The following is a 20,750-nucleotide window of genomic DNA, read 5'->3' as shown; positions in this document are numbered from 1 at the left end:
GTGAGCATCGACATCGCGCAGTCGCCCGTCGCCGGGACCACCGACGTCGAGGTGGCCGCGCGGCTGTGCTCGATCTTGGCCCGGCTTGGCGGCAGTGGTCCCAGCGCGGCAGCGCACGCCCAGATCCGCCGGCTGACCACCGCGGCGTTCCCGCGCCCGCTCGGCGACCCCGCCTACCGCACCAACGCCCTCAACCCCGGCGGTACGCCCGTTGAGGTGTCCTTCTCGGAGCAGACCCCGCGGGCGCTGCGCTTCGACCTCACACGGGGCCACCCGGACACCGCCCTGGCAGACAGGCGGACCGATGCCCTGCGGCTGGCCGAGGTCCCCGTATCGACCGCGAGTCGATGGGAGCCGTACTTCGCTGACGACCGGTTCGGCGGCTTCGTCTCCGCCGTCGTCGGCGTCGACGGTCAGGCGGCCAAGGCGTATCTGGAAGTACGGCGCAGTCGTGAGGTGCTCGCTGCGCTGGGTTCACGTTCGCGCGTTCACGAAAGCCTTCTGGAGGCGGTCCCGGACCTGGAGCCACACTTCGTCGCGCTCGACGGCGCCCGCTTCGCAGCGCATCCGCGGATGTACTACGAATGCCGCAACGGCATCGCGCTGTCGACGCTGGTCGACTGGGCGGCCGGCCATGGGCTCACCCGGCCGGCGCTGGCCGCGGCACACGTCACGCGCCGGCTGACCGGGAGGCTCATCCTGCCCGAGGCCGGAGTGCTGCTCGCACTGGGTACGACGAGTGACTCCGTCGAGCTCAAACTCGAACTGACCCGCGGCGTACTGGACGGCGATCCGCTGGCCGCGATCCGCGCGGTGCTGGTGGAGCGACCGCACGGCGAGCAGGCCTTCCGCGACTGGTGCGCCGCGATCGACCAACCCGTGCGACCCACGATGGTCAGCGTGCGAATCTGTGCCGACGGACCCCTGCTGAGCGTCTACACCGGGTTGGCGCCGTGACGATACCGCCCGACGCCGACTACGACACCGCCTTGACCCTGGCGGGCGACGCGGCACGCATCCTCTACGAGGCGGGGGCGCAACGCGTATGGCTCGCCGGGTCGCTTGCCCACGCTCAGCACTGGGACGCGCGGTCCGACATCGACTTCGGCACGATCGGGTTGCCACGCATCCAGTTCTCCGCCGCGGTGGCCCGACTACGGCGTCAGCTGGGTCGTCACGTCGACGTGATCCCGCTCGAGGACGCCCCCAGCTTCATCCGCACCCAGATCCTGCTCGAAATGCTGCCGGTGGGTGCCGACGGCGGGGTGGAGCCTCGCAACGGGCCTGCGCCTCCCTACCCCGTCGCCACGTTGACCGGCCCTGCTTATCCGAAGGGTCTGCACCAGCAACGCCACGCCGTCGCGTCCGACGTGCTGAACCGGCGCGGGGTGCGCAAGGCCCTCGACGTCGGCTGCGCCCAGGGTGAATTCGAGCTCGCGGCGCTGAGACGGTGGCCGCAGAAGGCCACCGAGTTCCACGGCATCGACCCGGACACCGACGCCGTACGCTCCGGACTCGAACAACTCGACCGCGAGTTGGACGATCGACTCCGCCCCCGGGCCCGGCTGGACGTCGCCGAGGTCGCCGACCTGCCGCACCTGTGGGCCGACCACGACGCGGTGGTGGCCATCGAAGTCATCGAACACCTCGACGAGCCCACCCTGGAGCTGTTCGCGCGCCTGGTGTTTCGCGAACTGTCCCCGCCGACGGTCGTGCTGACGACCCCCAACGCCGAGTACAACGTCCTGTTCCCCGAGGACCACTCCTCGGGTCGGGCCCGCGTCCGCCACCCCGGGCACCACTTCGAATGGACGCGGTCGGAGATGCGGCGCTGGATCGCGGCGCACGCCGCCCCCGCCGGATATCGTGCGGCCCTGCGCGGTATCGGGGAGGCCCACCCGACGTACGGTCCGCCGACGCAGATGTGGGTGCTCTCGCATGACCGCTGACGCCGGCCTACCGGCCCCCTCCACCTCGTCGGAAGCCCCCGCGTTCCTGCCGCCGGCGCTGCCGAAGGGCGGCGGCGCGGTCCGCGCGATGGGCGAGAAGTTCACCGTCGCGCCCGTGACCGGAACAGGTTCCACCTCGATACCCGTCCGGATTCCGCCGGGGCGGGCCGGTTTCGCGCCCCAGCTCGCGCTGACCTACGACTCGGCTTCAGGCAACGGACCCTTCGGCCTCGGCTGGAGCCTTCCCGTGGCGTCGATCACCCGCCGCACCGACAAGGGCGTGCCCACCTACCGCGACGACGTCGACGCCGACGTCTTCATCCTCTCCGGCGCCGAGGACCTGGTTCCGGTACCCGGACCGCACGACCAGCGCGACGATCTGGACAGCGCACCCGGGTATGCGATCCGCCGCTACCGACCGCGCATCGACGGGCTGTACGCGCGCATCGAACGCTGGACACGCACCACCGACGGCGACGTCCACTGGCGCTCGCTCAGTTCGACAAACGTGTTGAGCATCTACGGCCTGGACAACGGATCCCGCGTGGTCGATGCGGCCAGCCCGCGCCGGGTGTTCAGTTGGCTGCTCACCGAGACCCGTGACGACCGCGGAAACGCCATCGTCTACGCGTACGTGGCGGAGAACGGTGACGGGGTCGACCTCACCCGGCCGTGCGAAATCGGCCGCGGTGCGCGAGACGCGTCGGGGCGCGCGACAAACCGCTATCTCAAGTCGATCCGGTACGGCAACCGCATCCCGCTGCTCGACGACGACGGGCGCAGGCCCCGTTTCCTCGCCGACCTGGCGGCGGCACCGGATCCGGGCTGGATGTTCGAGGTGGTGCTCGACTACGGCGAGCACCACGGTGACGCACCCACGCCGGGTTCGGTCCGGGACTGGGACGTGCGGCACGACCAGTTCTCCAGCTACCGGAGCGGCTTCGAGGTACGCACGCTGCGCCGGTGTGCGCGCATCATCACCTTCCACCACGTCCCGGACTCCGTGGCCGGCCACCCCGGCTACGACGGTCCCGTGTCGTCGGTGGACCTCGGATACGGCGCGGCCGAGTCGGCGACCTACAGCCTGTTGCGCACGATCACCCACCGCGGATACCGCAGCGACGGTGGAACGATCATCAGCCGGGCGCTTCCTTCGGTGCGGTTCGACTACAGCCCCGCCACCGTCGACCGGACGGTGCACACGGTCGACGTCGACGAACTTTCATCCGGTGACGACCCGCGCTGGGTCGACCTCCACGGCGAGGGCATCGCGGGGCTGCTGGTCGACCGACGCGGGTCCTGGTCGTATCACCGCAACACGAGCCCGCTGTCCGGAGCCGCCGCGTTCAGCCGGGCCGAATCAGTCGCGCTCCGACCAAACGTCGACAGCGCCGACGGTGCCCAGTTCGTCGACCTGGCCGGCGACGGCACACTCGATGTCGTCATCTTCGACGGCCCGACACCGGGACTGTACGAGCACGACGACGGTGAGGGTTGGCGGCCCTTCCGGCCGCTGGCGTCACGGCTCAGCGCCAGCGTCCAAGCCCCGAACGCCTACTGGGCGGACCTGACCGGCGACGGGTGCGCCGACGTGGTGTTCGTCGAGGACGCCGCCTTCGTCTGGCATCCCTCGCTGGCCGAGGCGGGTTTCGGGCCGGGCATCCGGATACCACGGCCCGACATCGATCAGGAAGGCCCGCGGCTGGTCTTCCGCGATCCCACCCAGGCGGTCTACTTCGCGGACCTCAGTGGCGACGGGCTTGCCGACCTCGTTCAGCTTCGTAATGGCGTCGTCTGGTACTGGCCGAATCTCGGGCACGGCCGGTTCGGCACCAAGGTCGTCATGGACGGGTTGGAGACCTTCGATCACCCGGACCGGTTCGATCCGAACCTTCTCAGGCTCGCCGACGTCGACGGCTCGGGTACGACCGACCTCGTCTACCTGCACCCCGACGCCATCCAGCTGTATCTGAACCGCTGCGGCAACGGATGGAGCAAACCGACGTCCATCGACGCCTTCCCTACCGTCGTCGATCCATCCGCCGTCATGGTCACCGACCTGCTCGGCAACGGCACTGCCTGTCTGGTGCGGATGCCCTCGGCGGTCGATGCCGACCCGCAGCGGTTGAGCTACCTCCAGCTGACCGGTGACCGAAAGCCGCACCTGTTGGTCCGGATGGACAACAACCAGGGCATCGAGACGCGCATCCGCTACACCCCCTCGAACACGTTCAGCGCCCGGGACGCACGCGATGGGCAGCCGTGGTCGACGAAGCTTCCCTACCCCGTTCACGTCGTCGAGCGCGTCGACACCGTCGACCGGGTGAGCCGTAACCGCTTCACGACGCGCTACGCGTACCACCACGGCTACTTCGACGGCGAGGAGCGCGAGTTCCGCGGTTTCGGCGTCGTCGACCAGTGGGACACCGGGGAACTGGTGGCCCTCAACGCCACCGGCACACTCGACGACTCCTTCGACAACGAGGACCCGGCGTCGAACGTCGCACCGGTGCTGACCCGCACCTGGTTCGATCTCGGCACGTCCACGGAACACCTACCGCCGGGGGCACTGGAATCTCCCCCGCTGCCGACCGGGGCGGACGGTCGCGAGGAGGCCGAGGCGCGCCGGGCGCGCAAGGGCGCCATGCTGCGTCAGGAGGTGTACGGCCGCGACGGCAGCGCCGCGCAGGACCTCCCCTACGTCGTCGTCGAGCACACGTTCACCGTGCGTCGTGTGCACGCGCGCGGCGCAAACCGTCACGCCGTGTTCAGGGTGCATCCGTACGAAACCGTGGAACGGGCACTGGAGCGCAATCCCGACGACCCCAGGGTCACGCATTCGATCAACCTGGACATCGACGAGTTCGGCGCCGTACTCAAGTCGGTCGCGATCGCCTACGGCCGGCTACCGGCGGGGGCGGCTGCCCTGGCGGAGCCCGACGACCGGATGCGGCAGTGCACCGACCTGGTGACCTACACCGAGGCGGAGGTCACCAATCCGATCGTCGACATCGATACGCACCCCGGTGATCACCGCACCCCGATGCCCGCCCAGACGAGGACGTTCGAACTCACCGGATACCTCCCAACGGGACGCAACTCCCGCTACCAGGCCGCGGATTTCGTCGACCGGGACTCCGGACTGCCCGTGTTCGATTCGGAGCTCGACTACGAACGATCCCCGGCACCGGGGTCGCGGCAGCGCCGACTTGTCGAATGGATCCGCACCAGGTACCGCGCCGACGACCTGTCCGGCCTGCTGGCCGTCGGCGGGCTCGACGCCCGTGCGTTTCCCGGGCAGACGTACCGGTTGGCGTTCACGCGCGGGTTGCTCGACGAGGTGCTGCGCCGCGGCGCGGACCCGCTGCTGCCCGATCCCGCCGCGGTGCTGTCCGACGCGGGCGGCTACGTCTCCGACGGCCCGGGCGGCACCCAGTGGTGGATACCGGGCTCGCGTACGTTCTTGTCGCCCAACGGTGCCGACACACCCGCCGCCGAGCTGGCGTACGCCAAGAGGCACTTCTTCCTGCCGCGCCGCATCCGCGACCCGTTCCACACCGCTGCGGTCAGCACCGAACACACGGCACGCTACGACGAGCACGAGTTGATGATCGTCGAAACCAGTGACGCCGTCGGCAATCGCCTCACCGCGGACATCGACTACCGGGTGCTGCAGCCCTGGCGGATCATCGATCCGAACGGCAACGTCGGCGAGGCGGCGTTCGATGTCTTCGCCACGGTGAGCGCCACCGCACTCGTCGGCAAGCCGGGTCAGCTGACGGGTGACTCCCTTGCTGGCATCAAGCCGGATCTTTCACCCGACGAGGTCCGGGGCTTCCTCGCCGACCCGCAAGCTCACGCCGCGGACCTGCTGGGGGCGGCGACGACGCGGCGGCTCTACGACCTCGCTGCGTACGCCGACACCCGTCATCAGGAGTTCCCCCACCCCATTGTCGCCGCGGCGATCTCGCGTGAGATCCACGTCGCGGGGCTAGCGCCCGGAGTCCCGTCCGCACTGCAGGTGGGGCTGTCGTATCTCGACGGATTCGGACGGACGATCCAGCAAAAGCTTCAGGCCGAACCCGGGCCCGTGAGCGCGGGCGCCCCCGACGGACCGCGGTGGAGCTGCACGGGGTGGACCGTGTACGACAACAAGGGTCGGCCCGTGCGCACGTACGAACCGTTCTTCAGCGCCACCCCCGCCTTCGAGTTCGGCGCGAGCATCGGGGTCAGTCCGGTCCTCTTCTACGACCCGCTGGGCCGGGTCGCGGCGACGCTGCACCCGGACCACACCTACGACAAGACCACCCTCACCGCGTGGACACAGGTGACGTGGGACCGCAACGACACCGTGCTCGACGATCCCCGCACCGACCCCGACATCGCTCACCTCGTCGCGGGATACATCGCCGGCCTTCCACCCGCCCCGCCATGGCGAACATGGCACGACGTCAACGCCGAGGCCGCCCCGGGCACACCAGAACGCGACGCCGCCGACAAGGCCACGGCGCATGCGCGCACCCCGAAGACAGGTCACCTCGACCCGCTCGGGCGGCCGTTTCTAACGCTCACCGACAACGGACCTGACCCGTCGCGGCCGGACCGCCACCTCCTGCTCACCAACCGCGCAGCCCTGGACATCGAGGGCAACCACCTCGTGCGCCGCGACGCGAACCGTCAGCCCGGTGACCCACTGGGCCGGATCATGATGCGCTACGACTACGACCTGGCGGGACGAGTGATCCGTCAGCGCAGCGCGGACTCCGGCGCACGCTGGACCATCGCGGACGCCGGTGGACAACCGTTGCGGTCGTGGGACGAACGCGGCGTGACGATGCACACCGAGTACGACCCGATGCGACGTCCCCTACGCACCTTCGCCGTCGGCGCGGATCCGACCGACCCCGCCCGTGCGGTGCTCGTCGCACGCATGGTCTACGGAGAGCAACACCCCGAAGCGGCGCAACGCAATCTGCGCGGAGCGATGCACCTGCACCTCGACCAGGCCGGAGCGATCTCGACCGAGCAACGCGACGCGGGTAACAACCTGGTGCGGGTGACCAGACGGCTCACCGGCGGCACCCGGTACCGCTCCATCGTCGACTGGACCGACGTCGACGCCGACCACACGGCCCTGCCCACCACCGCCGACGCACTCATCGACGTCGCCGCGCTCGAGGCCCGCCTCGCCTCGATGCTGGACGACGAGACCTGGACCACGTCCACCACGTACGACGCACTGAACCGACCGGTCGTCGTCACCGCGCCGCACACGTCGGCGCGGCCACCCACCCTGATCCGATCCCATTACGACGAGGGCAACGGCCTACAGGCGGTGGACGTCAACCTGCGCGCCGCGGCCGACGCGCAGGGCGAACTGGTCTGGACGCCGCTGGTCAAGGCCACGCAGTACGACGCCCACGGGCGACGGATACGCCTCGTGCACGGCAACGACGTCACCACCTTCTACGACTACGATCCGGCCAGCTCGCGGCTGACAACGCTGCGTACGCTGCGCAACGGCGATCGGCTGCAGGACTTCTCATACGCCTACGACCCGGTCGGCAACGTCACCGCGATCCGCGACGCCGCCCAACAGGTGCTGTTCTTCGCCAACACAGTTGTCGACCCGAGCTGCACCTACACCTACGACGCGCTCTACCGACTGGTCGAGGCCACCGGCCGCGAGCACCTCGGTCAGCACGGCCCCCTCCCGCACAGCAGCCACGACGCGCTCCGCATCAGGCTGCCGCACCCCAACGACGGCGCCGCGATGGGCGGGTACACCGAACGCTACGTGTACGACGACGCAGGAAACATGCTGCGGATGACGCACACCGGCACCAATCCGGTGCATCCAGGCTGGACGCGGACGTTCGACTACGAGAACCTGAACAACCGGCTCGCCCGCACCCGGGTACTCGGAGGCGCGAACCCCGACGAGCCATGTGGCTACGACACGCACGCCTACCTCACCACCATCACCGGCATCGGTGGTGGCGACGCCAACCTGCACTGGGACCTCTACGACCAGTTGCACCGCGCCGACCTCGGCGGCGGAGGCACCGTCTACTACGGCTACGACGCCGACGGCAACCGCGTGCGCAAGGTCTGGGAGAAACCGGGCGCCGTGAGCGAGGAGCGCATCTACCTCGCGGGCTTCGAAATCCACCGCACGCGCAGCGGCCCCAACCTCATCGAGCGCGAGATCGTCCGCGCCATGGACGGCATCCACTGCATCGCGGTGGTGGAAACCCGCACGGTCGACACCGCCGGGGTCGACGCCGGGCCCACCCAGCTGATCCGTCACCAGTTTGCGAACTATCTGGGCTCGGCGACGCTGGAGCTCGACCAGACCGCGCGGATCGTGTCATTCGAGGAGTACTCCCCGTACGGCGGCACGACCTTCCAATCCGTGTCCAATCAAACGGATGTACCGAAGCGATACCGGTTCTGCGGACGTGAACGCGACGATGAGACAGGCTTCGTCTACATCGGCGCCCGCTACTACATCCCCTGGTTGTGTCGATGGGCCAGCGCCGACCCAGCGGGACCCGCCGGCGGACTGAACGTCTTCCAGTACGCAGCCGCCAACCCGGTGGTGCTCATCGACGCCGACGGGCGCCTGCCCAGCCTGGCCGACGTCAACCGCAACCTCAGCCGGGTCAACCGATACGCGACGATCATGATGGGGCCCGGGGCCATCGCCATCAAGGGGCTGTCCGACGGCCTGACCGACGTCGCCGTCAGCTACATCACGAACGACGGCAAGGGCGCTGAGAAGGCCGAGAAGCTCGCCGACGACGTCATCACCTCCAACATCCCGGGCGTCGGGCTGGTGAAGACGGTCGTCGAGGGCACCAAGGAGGTCGCCGAGCACATCGACGCCGCGCAGGAGGCCAAGAAGCAGGGCAAGTCCCTGGAGGCCGCCGGCCACTACGTCGACGCGGGCCTGGCGGGTTTGGAGACCGCGACGGTCGTCGCGGGTGACCTGGTCACGCTGGGAGAGGGCGGCAAGCTGCACGCCAAGGTGGTCGACCCCACGCGGGCGCCGAAGGTGACCAAGACGCGAACGGCGGCGCCACACACACCTGCGGTCAAGGAAGCCGCACCCGTACCACCGCCGAAGCAGGCGCCGCCCCTCCCCGCCGACTCGCCCGTGAACAAGCCGATGACCCAGGAGGCCAGGGCCACCTACATTCACGACCGTTACGGTGAGGCGGTCGTCGGAGGTCCGTTGACGGCCAAGAAGTTCGAGGTCACCGCCAACACCAAGCTGGACTCCCGGGTCGCCGACCACTACAACGCGTCGACCGGCACCCTCTACGAGTTCAACACCACCCCATGGAGCCAACTGCCGGCGGACGCGCTGAAAGAGAAGGTCGACTTCAAGGTCGCGCAGGTCGGCAAGGACGTGCAACTACGGGCAGAGGGCAAGATCCAGCAAGCCGTGTGGTACGGCACCGAGGCGCTGCCGACAACCGGCGAGGGCAACCGGCTGCGGCAGGCGCTCATCGACGTAGGCATTCAATACCAGGTGGTGCCGCTCCCGCCGAACCTGGCCAACCTGCGTCCGCCGGTGTATTGAGAGCACGTCTGCGCGGAACACGAGGCTCCTCACGCCGGCAGGCGGGCAGCCATGCTCCGGGCGCGGGATGGCCTCGGTGCGACGCCGACCGGTGCCGGGCCGGGCCGCACCGAGGTGCCTGGGCGACAGGACTACGGCTGGCCGGCCAGCACCAGCTCCCGCAGCAGCCGGTCGAGTGTCGGGGCGTCCAGGCCACCCGGCCAACCGCGGAGCAGGGCGCCTCCCTTGGCTACCAGCACGACGGCCGGCGGCTCCCGCACCGCGTACGAACGCCAGATCGTCTGCTGGTCGTCCAGGACGACCGGATATTCCACATGGTGAGCGCGTAGGTAGTCCTGGACCTCGTCGGCCTGGTCCGCGCCGGCCACGCCGACGAAGAGCACCCGGTCCCGATAGCTGCGGGCAAGCTCACTGAGGGCGGCCTGGCGGCTGGCGCAGGTGGTGCACCAGGAGCTGAAGAAGGTGAGCACGACGGGACGCTGCGCCCACAGCTCGGCGGCAGCGAACGGTGTGCCGTCGGTCAGTGCGCCGGTGAAGGCCGGGGCGGCCGGGGCGGTGCTGGGCGCCGGGCGCAGCGCCAGATCGGCGGGGACCGGCCCGGGCAGCGCCGCCGCCCCTCCGGCGGGTGCCAGCGCGGGCTGTGGCTCGGGTGTGCTGCATCCGGCCAGCAGCGCTGCCGTTAGCAACAGCGGCAGAAGTGCCTGCCTCATGACGGGACCACCGCCGCCAGCGCCCGGCCCTCGCTGCTGTCCGGCGTCAGGTCGAGCGCCTGCCGGCCGTCCACCTCCAGCCGGTAGGAGGCCCGCTGCGGCACGCGCACTCCGACGGCGAACTCGCAGTAGGTGGGCAGGCGCTCGACCCCCAGGTCCTCGGCGAAGGCGGCCACCGCAGTCCCCGCCGGCAGCTGCCCGCTGGCCAGCGCCGCCCCGTCCGGGTCGAGTACGCGGAATGGTGCCCGGTTGTGGAAGTGCTGGTACGGACCGGTTCCGGCGCAGTCCACGCCCGCGGCTCGGATGTTGATGTCGCGAACCAGGACCCGGACGGTCGTCGGGGAGACCGCCTCCTGGGCGGCACCGACGGCGCCGCAGCCGGTCGCGACGGCCAGCAGCAGGGGCAGCACAGTTATGGTGCTTCGCCGCACGTCATCCTCCTTCCGTCCGCCTGCCGGGTCCGTGGCGGCAGGCCGCCGCGGACCCGGCAGGAACGGGGTCAACCTCGGGCGCCGGTCAGGACTTCTCGACCCGGCACTGCTTGGTCACCGTCTTCGTCGGGTCGCTCTCCGAGGTCGCGGTGAGCTTCACGACACCGGTGTTCCCGGCGGCGGCGGTGGCACCCACCGACACCTTGACCGTGGTGGCCTTGCCGAACTCCGCGGTGGCGAGCTGGTTGGGCAACCAGGTCCGCCAGCCCTTTCCGGCCACCTCCGCTGACAGGCGGTAGACGTCCGACTTCAGGTACGCACTGGCGTTCTCCGGGTGCTGCTGCCCGCCGGCCGAGTACGAACCGGTGTTGGTCAGCTCGAACGAGCAGGTCACCCCGCGATTGGTCGGCTTGCCGCCGCCGGTCACCTCGCCCTTGCCCAGCAGCACGCCGTGACTGCTCGGCCCGCCGGTGCCGTCCAGCGAACGCACCGCCACGGTGTAGGAAAGTGAGCCGGCCGAGTCCCGCTTGAGGTCGATGACGTAGAAGTGCAGCCGGTTGGCCTCGTCGACGTACTCGTACTGGCTGCCGGTGCCCGCGCCGGCGTGGAACAGCGCGTCGGAGAGCTGCCGGTAGTCACCCATGGTGATCTTCTGCGGGGTACCGTCGGGCCGGTAGAAGTCAATCATGTCGATGTCCTGCGGGTTGGCGTCCACCACCCACTGAAACGGCGCACTGTCGGCGTTCTTCGTCTTGCTCAGCAGCACGCCACTGTCCGGGGTGAAGGAGTCGGCGCCCATCCGGTCGACGACCTCGACGGTGTAGTTGTTGAAGTTGCCACCGTCGCACAAGGGGTCGGTGCTGACACCACACGTCGGCGACAGGTCCTTGTTCAGCGCGATGTTCACGCCGCTCAGACCCTTCGGGCCGGCGTCAACCGCCCGGGCCTTGACCTGCGCGACCACCATGCCCGAGGAGGCCAGCGACTCCCGCGACAGCCGCAGCACGTGCTCCTCACCGAGCAGGCCGATCTTGAGCTTGTCCCGCAGGGTGTGCAGAGAGCCCATCGAGCCGCCGTTGGTCGGCGGGATCTGCCAACGGGTGTGCGGACCGCCCGGGCCGTTGAACGACCCGCGAGACATCATGCTCCAGATCCCGGTGTACGCCCTGCGCAGCGGTTCGCCATATGGATTGTTGTAGTTGTCGCCGATACCCAGCAGATGGGTCAGCTCGTGGGCGTAGACGCCCATGCCGGAACTCTCCCCCTGCGTCGAGGAGCCGCCACCGGCGTTCGGCCACAGCGTCGCCGCCGCCCTCCACGAGGTCCAGTCCACGTAGCGGGTCTTCGCCCAGTTCGGCAGGTTGGGGTCCGGGGGGCCCCAGGCGTCCGGCACGTCCTCCTTGTTCTGGAAGATCATCTGCCCGAACTCCTGCCAGGTCGACGACTCGTCCTGGCCGGCGCTGAGGATGAACACCAGCTCGTACTGATTGGCGACCTCCTCGCCGACCGCCGCCCGCCACGCGCCCAGGCCGTCGGTGCGGATGTTCTTCCCGCAGACGTCGCCGCTCGGACAGGCGCCCGGGTTGAACCCGTTGTCCAGCCCGTACTGGTAGGACTTCGCCGGCATCTGGTACGGCCCGAACCCGGAGAGGTCGACACCGTAGCGGCCGTTGGAGTCCTGCATCCAGTACTCGTGCAGGGTGTGGCCCTTGTTGAGGGTGTTCGGAGTGTTCAGGAAGTCCTGGTAGAACTTCGGCACGTCCGCCCGGGGAATGTTGGTCGCGACGGACTGGGGGTTGCCGAAAACCGTCGAACGCGCCGGCTGGGAGACCGCGAACGTCTCGTCAGGATAGTCGAGCGCCACCAAGGCGATCTTGAAGTTACGGACCGAGCCCGACACGCTCGGGTCGGCCCAGTTCTTGCCGGGCACGGCCTTGTAGTCGTTCCAGGTCATCGTGTCCGGGTTCTGCCAGGCCTGCGGGTCGAGGACCTGGAACGGCGCGGTGCCGCCGGCCGGGTTGGCCGGGGCGGCGGCGGCCTGCGCCGCCCCGGTCGCCACGAGCGTGGTCACCACGGCTGCGGCCAGCACGGCCCGCCTCAGCCGGGTTCGGTGGGGGGTAGCACGGTGCACGGAACCACCTCTCGTCGGAGGAAAACGCGGCGCTGGCGTCCCGGTGGGGGTATCCGGGGGGAATACCTGTCAGCAGGCCGCGCAGCGAATCTAGGAGGGCGGGCCGGTGCCGGTCACCGTGCAGATGTCGGCAGGTGGGCCGGCGACTTCCGACACCTGAAGGACCGGCGCCCACCGGCGGATCAGCCAGGGCCAGCCCCGGAAGCCGGTCCGGCTGTTGCCGCGAGGGCCCGCAGCACGTCCCGGCGCACCCGGTCGGCAGCAGCCCCGGACAGGGGTCCGCGCGGTGGGCGGCACCGCCCGCCGAACCGCCCGGCGCACTCCATGGCGAGCTTGACGGCCTGCACGGCTTCCGGCCGGGAGGCCCAACCGAGGATCGGGTGCAGCTCGGCGTAGAGCGGTAGCGCCCGGCCCAAATCGCGGGCGACGCACAGCTCGTACAGCCGCGCGGCGTGGCGGGGCAGCGCGTTGGGCAGGGTGGCGACCCATCCCGTGGCGCCGCAGAGCACCAATTCGAGCACCACGTCGTCGGCGCCGACCAGCACGTCGACGTGCGGGCAGAGGTCCCGCAGGCGATGCAACCTGCGTACGTCACCGGTGACCTCCTTGACCGCGACGATCCCGTCGATCTCGGCGACGGTCGCCAGCAGGTCCGGTGTGAGGTCCATCCGGGTGTCGTACGGTTCGTTGTGGGCGATCACCGGCAGGCCGACCGCCGCCACCTCCCGGTAGTGGGCGACCACGTCGGCGGCGCGGGCGGCGGGCCCGTCGGGTGGCCGCGCGAGCACGCTGTGGGCGCCGGCCTCGGCGGCCTGCTCCGCCCAGCGGCAGGCCTGCCTGCTTCCGTAGCCGCCGACGCCGGGCACCACCGCGCAGCCGGGCGGCGCGGCCTCCACCGTCGCCTTCACCACGGCGGCCCGCTCGTCGTCGGAGAGAGCCTGGTACTCCCCCATCGACGCACACGGCGCGATCCCGTGGCACCCCTCGGCGGCGAGCCAACGGACGTGTTCCTGGAGCTGGTCGAAGTCGACCGACAGGTCGGCGCGAAACGGCGTGGTGATGGCGACCAGCACGCCCCGCCAGGGCCTACCAGTTCCCACTCGGAAATCCCCTTTCCGCGCCGGAACGCCCACCCTCTCACCCGCACTGTGCGCGCTGCCGCTGGTGCGCTCCGTACCGGAACCCTAGGAACGCTGTCGCCCCCGGTCTTCGGACAGGTGCCGGAACAGTGGCGTTGCCGCCCGTCTCTTTGTCGTGACTTTCGACAGTGGAACTTGCGCGATCATCCACCGCACCGGAGGGTAAGGACTGGCCGCCGCGCGATCCCTGTCACGCAGCGCAACCTGGGGAGTTTAATGCACGGTGAGCTCCAGCGAATCGCCGACGCCGTCGCCGCCCGGGTGGGGCGACCCGCCCTCATCGAGGACCGGCGGCAGCGGGTGGTCGCCTACAGCGAGCACGACGGCCCGATGGACGACGTCCGCCGGACGTCCATCCTGCGCCGGCAGACGACGCCGGAAGTGATCGCCTGGTTCCGAGGCATGGGCGTGCTCACGGCACACGCGCCGGTCCGCACCCCCGCGTGCGCCGAGCTGGACCTGCTGGCGAGGGTTTGCGTGCCGATCCGGCACGACGACCTGCTGCTCGGCTTCGTCTGGTTCATCGACGCGGACGGTTCGATGACTGACGCCGACATCGCCAACGCGACCGGCCCCTTCACCGACCTGTCGCTGGCCCTGTACCGGGAGAACCTGCTCGGTGAGCTCGCCTCGCAGCGGGAGACCGAGGCCACCCGCACCCTACTGGTGGAGAGCCGGCAGGCGCGCGAGCACGCGGCGCGGGCGCTGCTGGAGGAGGGCGTGGTGGCCGCCGACGGGTCGACCGTCGCGCTCGTCGCCCAGCTCGTGCCGGCCGGCGGGCGGCAACCCGACGAGGTGGCCCGGATCGCCCTGGAACAGGCCTTGGTCACCACCCGCCGGTGGATCGGAATACGGGAGACGCTGCACCTCGTCTGGCACGACCACGGGGTGCTGCTGGTCTGCGGCAACCGGGTCGCCGGCCGCCCCTCGCCGGAAGCTTCCGCCGGGCACCTCAACGAGGCGCTGGGCACCGCGACCCGGGGCCTGGCCTCGGTGGACCGGACCGTGACCGGGATCGGCCAGCCACGCGCCGGGCTGTCCAGCGCGGTCGAGTCCTACCAGGAGGCAGCGCAGGCCGCCCGGGTCGGTACGCAACTTCCCGCGCTGGGCCGGGTGGTCTCCTGGGCCGGCCTGGGCATCTACCGGGTGCTGTCTCAACTGGACAGCCAGCATCTCGACGTTGCGGGCGTCCATCCCGGCGTGGAGCGGCTGCTGCGCGACGACTCCCACCAGGTGCTGCTGGAGACCCTGGAGGCCTACCTCGACCTGGCGGGCAACGCGCATGCCACCGCCGAAAAGCTCCGACTGCACCGGACCACCCTCTACTACCGGCTGCAACGGGTGGAACAGCTCGCAGGGACCGACCTCAAGGACGGCAACGAACGGCTGTGCCTGCACCTGGCTATGAAGCTCGGCCGGCTGACCGGCCACTACCGCACGTCGTGACGCGGCCGGCCAGGTCCGCCGGCCATATTGGCTGCGTGCTTGACACCGTCAGCGAGACATGGGTGGACGCCGGCTGAACGACCACTGATGTGTGTCATCGCACCCTCAGCCACCGTGCTGACCGAGGCGGGCGTCGGTCGAGTTGATCATTACCCTCCGCAACCATGCGGCATCACCGGGCAACTTCACCAGGGTTCCGGGGTGGCCAAGGTGTAGTCGGTCGCTTACAGTAGATCTGCTTAGTCACGGGGGAGATTTATTTGATGGCTAGTATGCATGCGTCTCGCACGCTGCTCCACGGAGCCTGTTCAACCGGGCACCAGGCATTCGGGCAGAGCGGCCCTGCCTGGTCCGGCCCGCGATGGGTGTGCGGGATTCACTGGTTGTGTTGAGGTTCCAGCTCTGGCTCGAGCCTGTCGGCGCCACACCAAGTTATCCGCCATGCGTGCCGGGCTCCCGGGCGCAAATTCCTGGCACCCACACGGCCTGATCCTGCTGACGCCGAATTCGTCGGCACCGCGCCAGTTGGTCGTTCGCACCTTCGCGTCTCTCCAGGTACGACAGATCCTGTTTAATGCGGCCTTTGTTGTGCGCCAACACGAGGTAGGTGTTGTTAGACGCGCGCACCCGCGAGGCCGCCTTTCTTCGTGCCCTTTTTAGGGCAACCAAGTGCGTCTCAATAAATAGGACACATCCTTGCCAGCGGCAGTCTGCTGTGGTTCGATTCCAATCGGATTGGCCGGGGTAGATGTCCCAGATGATTCCCGGCTCTCCCTGGACTTCGGATGGGGGTGATCATCATGACCAAGTACATCAAGCCGACCATCAAGAAGGTTGGCAGCAGCGCCGTCCTGCGCGGCAACGGCTGATAGCCCTCTGAGAGTGGACCACTATTGCCCGGGCAATAGTGGTCCACTCGCCGAGCGGCACGGTGAAGTGTTCCCTGCATGCAAACTTGAAAGGACGGCTGTGCGGCCCCTACGAGAAGGTCACTTCCGGAGACTCAGGTTTGTCGAAGGTGACTTCGGGTTGCTGTGGTTCGGCAGCACGATCAGCTCGTTCGGGACCGCTGTCACGACCGTCGCCTTTCCTATCGTCGCGCTTGTCAACCTCAAAGCCACCACATTCGAGGTCTCGCTGGTAACCGCTGCTGGCGTCACCGCCTGGCTTCTGCTCGGCCTGTCGGCCGGCGTGTGGGTGGAGCGCACCGAGCGCCGCCGTCTCATGATCGCCTGTGACATCGTGCGTGCTCTGGCCCTGGCAACCGTCCCCATCACCCTCGCCGCCGGGGCGTTGACCGTTGCGCACCTCGTCATCGTCGCACTGATCATCGGTACCGGCTCAGTCCTGTACGACGTCGCGAACCAGACCTATCTCCCGTCAGTCGTGCCGGCACAGGATCTCGTGTCGAGCAATAGCAAACTCCAAGCCAGTCAGTCCGCGGCCCAGACTGCCGGCCCAGCGCTGAGCGGCGTCATCGTCCAGTTCATCGGAGCCGCGCTCAGCCTGTTGATCGACGTGGGAACGTACGTGCTGTCGGCGCTGATGTTGCTGCGGGTGCGTCACCGGGAGGCTGCGCCGCAGCGCAACCCGTCCGAGCGGATGCTGCCGCAGATTCGCGAGGGATTGCGGTACGTATGGAATGACCCTGTCTTTCGACCGCTTCTGATCGTCGTGACCGGACTGAACCTGTTCGGCTCCGCCTTTGACACGTTACTCATACCCTTCCTACTCCGCGACATGAAGATGCCGCCGGCGCAAATCGGTGCACTATTGGCACTCGCTGGGGTGGGGGCCCTCCTGGGCGCCGCTTTCGGGCCGCTGCTCACCCGCAAGGTCGGCAGTGCCCGCGCCATCATGATCGCCGCCGTCGTTGGCCCGTGGCTTGGATTGCTGGTACCCGCCAGTCGGGTCGGTTGGGGGTTGGGCTTCTTCGTGATCGGGCTGGTCGGTCGAGAAGCCGGCATCGCCATGTACAGCCTGCTCGCACGCAGCTTCCGACAGATGACCGCACCTCGGCATCTGCTGGCTCGGATCACGGCGACCGTCCGATTCGTGTCCTGGGGAGTCCTCCCGATCGGGGCGGTGGGCGGTGGCGCGCTGGGTCAATTGATGGGGATTCGCTCTGCCATCTGGGTCATCTGTATCGCCTTACTTTTCACGCCGCTGCCGCTCATGCTCCTGTCGGTGCGAAAACTGCAGCAGCTCATCGACGAGGGTTCCGCAACCGGCGGTGCTGCCTCACCAAGAACGGCAAGCGTCCACAGCGTCAGTGGAAACGGCGACAAGAGATGACCCATGGCGGGGAACGCTCCGGCCGAAATCGGCAATACCGGCGTCTGAGGAACGGGAGCGACTTATGTGCGGTCTAGCGGCTGTGGCAAGAGTGGGTGCCGACCTGCCCGTTGGTACCGGGACTGTCCTCGGCAACATGGCGAAGGCGGTGGGACATCGCGGCCCCGATGCGGAGCAGTTCTTCTTGGACGGACCGGTCGGTCTGGGATTCCGGCGGCTCGCGTTGGTCGGCCCCGACAGCGGGGATCAGCCGCTGTTCAGCTCGGGCAAACAGATCGTCCTGATCGCCAACGGTGAGGTCTACAACCACCGGGAGTTGGAGCGCCGCAATGGGATGCGGCTGCGTACCAGCTCCGACTGCGAGGTGCTCGCCCACCTGTACGCCCGGGACGGTGTGGACTTCCTACGCGACGTGGTCGGGATGTTCGCCATCATTCTCTGGGACAAGCGGACGAACCGCCTGGTACTGGCCCGCGACCGGTTCGGGATCAAGCCGCTCTACTACACCCGAACCAACGGCATGGTTCTCGTGGCCTCCGAGATCAAGGCCCTGTTCCAGCACCCGGATTGTCGCCGTGAACTCGATTGGCACAGCACCCTGGCTGATCAATCAGTGAATGGGGCGCCGTACCTCACCAGCGCGCCCATCAACACCTGGTTCCGGGACATCGAATCCGTGCCCGCTGGCGGGCTGGTTGTTATCGACCTCAACACGGGTGAAACGCGACAGCACAGCTACTGGCGTCTCCCCACCTTCGACGGAGATCTCGACCTCTCGAACGAGGAGTTCATCTCTCGATATCGGGACCTGCTCGGCTCGGCCGTGAGCGATGCCGCCACCGCGGATGCCGAGCTGGGCATGTTCCTCAGTGGTGGTATCGACTCGGCAGCCGTGGCGGCTCTCGCGGCGGCGCAGGGCAAGAATCTGCACACCTTCACCGTCCTGAGCGGCAGCACGTTGACCAACGGTGATGCGGAGTTCGGCCACCGGGTAGCGCGGAGTCTCGGCCTCCCCAACCACCAACTGTTCTTCGACGCCGACGCGGTGCCTGGTGTCGACCAGTGGAAACGGCTCCTCTGGCTCCTCGAGACACCCCTGTGTGGTCCGGAGCAGTTCTACAAGTACGAGCTGTACCGGTACGCCAAGCAGGTCCGACCCGAACTACGCGGGATGCTGCTCGGCGCGGGCAGCGATGAGTACAACGGCGGGTTCTCCACCCTGCTGTGCCTGGAGCCGGACTGGCCGGGCTTCGAAGCGGGCATCCAGCAGATGGCACGGGCTTCGGCTCTGCATCGTCAGCCCGGCCTAACCCGCTGGTGGGACTACCCGGAGGGGGCGCTGCTCACCGACGACCTTCTGCTGGGGCCCGCTCGGGACATCCTCGAGGACGCCTACTCGGCGTACGTCTCGTGGCGCCACCGGCACATGCAGCAGTACAACTGCTGGCACGAGGACCGTACGGCTGCCGGTAACGGGGTCGAGGCGCGAGTGCCCTTCCTCGACCACCGAATCATCGAACTCCTCGCCGGGATTCCCGCCCAGCGTCGGGCCGAACTGCTGTGGGACAAGCGGATCCTCCGTGACGGCTTCCGGGACCTGTTGGAGCCGGCCGTAACCGGCCGCCCGAAGGTGCCCTTCTACTACGGCGACGGGGCCGGGTTCACCCATCGCACCATGGTTCGGATGCTGGCCCAGGACGGAGACGCGCTCCTGGAGGAGGCGCTCGCCGCTCCCGGAGCCCGCGACCTGTTGTCGCCACAGGGGTTGCGCACGATGCTGCGGCGGCTGGAAACCGAGCCGGAACCGTGGGACGTCGAGTTTATGCTCCGGCTGGTCAACGTCGGCCTGTTGGACCAGATGGTCCGCGAGCTTCCCGCCGTTCCACTGGATGCGCCGTCGTACCGGGTGCTATCGGCACTGGCTGTCGCCGATTGGGATCGCGACGCTCCCGCAGTGATGCGTCAGCTGCGCCATCGCCCGCAACCGACGCCTGAATCGGTGATCGACCTCGCGCCCGAGGTGCTGCTGGTTCAGACGCCGGACGATCCGGACCGGCTCTTCATTGCCCTCAACGGAACATTCGAGTTTGTTGCCGAACGAGACGAGGACGCCGCCTGGTGGGCGTTCCTCCGGGAGGTCGACGGCAAACGACCGGTTGCCGAAATCCTCGACGTGTGCGGCGGCGTGGAGTTCGCAGCTGTCGAGAAGACTCTGTCCGATGCCCTCGATGCGGGCGTTCTGAAGATGGTCGGAACATGAATCAGAAGTTCTCTGAGTACGTCGACGTCCTGCGGGAGCACAGCTTGCTGCCGTCGTCCACCCGGTGCGTCTTCGTCACGGGTTCGTTGGCTCGAGGATGGGTCCACGAGACGAGCGACATCGATCTCGTCGTGGTGTCGGCCGAGCCCTTCGCGGATGATCGCTTGGCGGAGATCACCGTTGTCCTCGAACCCGATTCGTTGGGACTGGCCGCTTTTACCCATGAAGGTCGCCGCGGCGAGGTTAAGTACTGGCTTGACACTCAGGTCGACCAGTTGTTCGGCAAGGTGAGCCGGAAGGCATTCGACGAAGATCAGCGGATCGGCAGCCGACTCACCGAGGTGGAGGAGTTCTTTCTCGGCCGGCTGGGCACCTGCATACCGATCCTTGGCGAGGACTGGCTCCTGCGGCGTCAACAGGATCTGCAGGAGTCGGCCTTCCAACGGTTCATGATCATGCAAGCGTTGAACAATTCAGACCGCGCAGCCGACGCCGCCTTCGGGCTGATGGCGAGCGGCGAGGCGGACGGCGCGGTCCTGGCAGCCAGGCAGGCGTTCGGGTGGTCGATGGAGGCGCTCCTCATCAGTCATGGTGAGTACAGCGTCGACATGAAGTGGCGACCGCGCAGGATGCGTGCGGCGGCCCCCAGTCTGGTTTCCTATGAGCAGTACTGGTCAATCGAGACCATGCGTGAATATTCGACGAACAACCCCGGCGAGTGGGTTGAAACAGTCGTCGAGCTGTGTAAGGAACTGAGCATGGAAATAGAGGTGTGAAGTGTTGCGGCTCAGCTCAGTTCCT

General features: G+C 68.4%; 11 protein-coding genes. 7 read left to right on the top strand and 4 right to left on the bottom strand.

The features are described from left to right. From JOD64_RS27645 to JOD64_RS27635, 3 genes are read left to right on the top strand one after another with little or no spacing between them, the layout of a single operon-like run. A complete protein-coding gene (locus JOD64_RS27645) occupies positions 1-957 on the top strand; it encodes a hypothetical protein (protein WP_204944921.1) in 957 nt (318 codons plus the stop codon). Then, positions 954-1,949: a methyltransferase domain-containing protein gene (locus tag JOD64_RS27640; protein WP_204944920.1), complete on the top strand. Its 996-nt coding sequence runs from the start codon at positions 954-956 to the stop codon at positions 1,947-1,949. Before JOD64_RS27645 ends, JOD64_RS27640 begins: the two co-directional genes overlap by 4 nt. Continuing rightward, positions 1,939-9,537, top strand: a complete 7,599-nt coding sequence (locus JOD64_RS27635; RefSeq protein ID WP_204944919.1) for a SpvB/TcaC N-terminal domain-containing protein — start codon at positions 1,939-1,941, stop codon at positions 9,535-9,537. The genes JOD64_RS27640 and JOD64_RS27635 overlap by 11 nt, the downstream gene beginning before the upstream one ends. Before the next feature lie 131 nt (positions 9,538-9,668). Here JOD64_RS27635 and JOD64_RS27630 read toward each other — a convergent pair whose 3' ends face one another. From JOD64_RS27630 to JOD64_RS27615, 4 genes are all read right to left on the bottom strand, one after another. Then, the gene (locus tag JOD64_RS27630; RefSeq protein ID WP_204944918.1) at positions 9,669-10,247 is read right to left on the bottom strand and encodes a TlpA family protein disulfide reductase; all 579 of its coding nucleotides are present in this window, start codon (positions 10,245-10,247) and stop codon (positions 9,669-9,671) included. After that, positions 10,244-10,678 carry a hypothetical protein gene (locus JOD64_RS27625; protein WP_204944917.1) on the bottom strand — a complete coding sequence of 145 codons (435 nt, stop codon included), beginning with the start codon at positions 10,676-10,678 and terminating at the stop codon, positions 10,244-10,246. The genes JOD64_RS27630 and JOD64_RS27625 overlap by 4 nt, the downstream gene beginning before the upstream one ends. Positions 10,679-10,763: 85 nt before the next feature. After that, complete coding sequence (locus JOD64_RS27620; protein WP_307813723.1) at positions 10,764-12,809, bottom strand: M6 family metalloprotease domain-containing protein; 2,046 nt, start codon at positions 12,807-12,809, stop codon at positions 10,764-10,766. Positions 12,810-12,991: 182 nt separating this feature from the next. Then, positions 12,992-13,909, bottom strand: a complete 918-nt coding sequence (locus JOD64_RS27615; protein ID WP_204944916.1) for a dihydrodipicolinate synthase family protein — start codon at positions 13,907-13,909, stop codon at positions 12,992-12,994. Positions 13,910-14,164: 255 nt separating this feature from the next. Between JOD64_RS27615 and JOD64_RS27610 the strand changes: the two genes are divergently transcribed. The 4 genes from JOD64_RS27610 (at position 14,165) to JOD64_RS27595 (ending at position 20,725) form a co-directional block, all read left to right on the top strand. Next, on the top strand, positions 14,165-15,394 hold the full coding sequence (locus tag JOD64_RS27610; RefSeq protein ID WP_204944915.1) for a PucR family transcriptional regulator: 1,230 nt from the start codon (positions 14,165-14,167) through the stop codon (positions 15,392-15,394). Positions 15,395-16,423: 1,029 nt separating this feature from the next. After that, a complete protein-coding gene (locus JOD64_RS27605; protein ID WP_204944914.1) occupies positions 16,424-17,689 on the top strand; it encodes an MFS transporter in 1,266 nt (421 codons plus the stop codon). Between the two features lie 64 nt (positions 17,690-17,753). Beyond that, complete coding sequence (gene asnB / locus JOD64_RS27600; RefSeq protein WP_204944913.1) at positions 17,754-19,949, top strand: asparagine synthase (glutamine-hydrolyzing); 2,196 nt, start codon at positions 17,754-17,756, stop codon at positions 19,947-19,949. Continuing rightward, on the top strand, positions 19,946-20,725 hold the full coding sequence (locus tag JOD64_RS27595; RefSeq protein WP_204944912.1) for a nucleotidyltransferase domain-containing protein: 780 nt from the start codon (positions 19,946-19,948) through the stop codon (positions 20,723-20,725). The genes asnB and JOD64_RS27595 overlap by 4 nt, the downstream gene beginning before the upstream one ends. Positions 20,726-20,750 lie beyond the last annotated feature (25 nt).

The organism is Micromonospora luteifusca, from assembly GCF_016907275.1.
Taxonomy (GTDB): domain Bacteria; phylum Actinomycetota; class Actinomycetes; order Mycobacteriales; family Micromonosporaceae; genus Micromonospora; species Micromonospora luteifusca.
Note: the sequence above shows the minus strand (reverse complement) of the source record. Positions and strands in the feature narration are given on the sequence as shown.

Bases quoted from the DNA above. Each gene is read 5' to 3' on its own strand.
- JOD64_RS27630 (WP_204944918.1), bottom strand. From the start codon at position 10,247: ATGAGGCAGGCACTTCTGCCGCTGTTGCTAACGGCAGCGCTGCTGGCC.
- JOD64_RS27595 (WP_204944912.1), top strand. From the start codon at position 19,946: ATGAATCAGAAGTTCTCTGAGTACGTCGACGTCCTGCGGGAGCACAGC.
- JOD64_RS27610 (WP_204944915.1), top strand. From the start codon at position 14,165: ATGCACGGTGAGCTCCAGCGAATCGCCGACGCCGTCGCCGCCCGGGTG.
- asnB (WP_204944913.1), top strand. From the start codon at position 17,754: ATGTGCGGTCTAGCGGCTGTGGCAAGAGTGGGTGCCGACCTGCCCGTT.
- JOD64_RS27635 (WP_204944919.1), top strand. From the start codon at position 1,939: ATGACCGCTGACGCCGGCCTACCGGCCCCCTCCACCTCGTCGGAAGCC.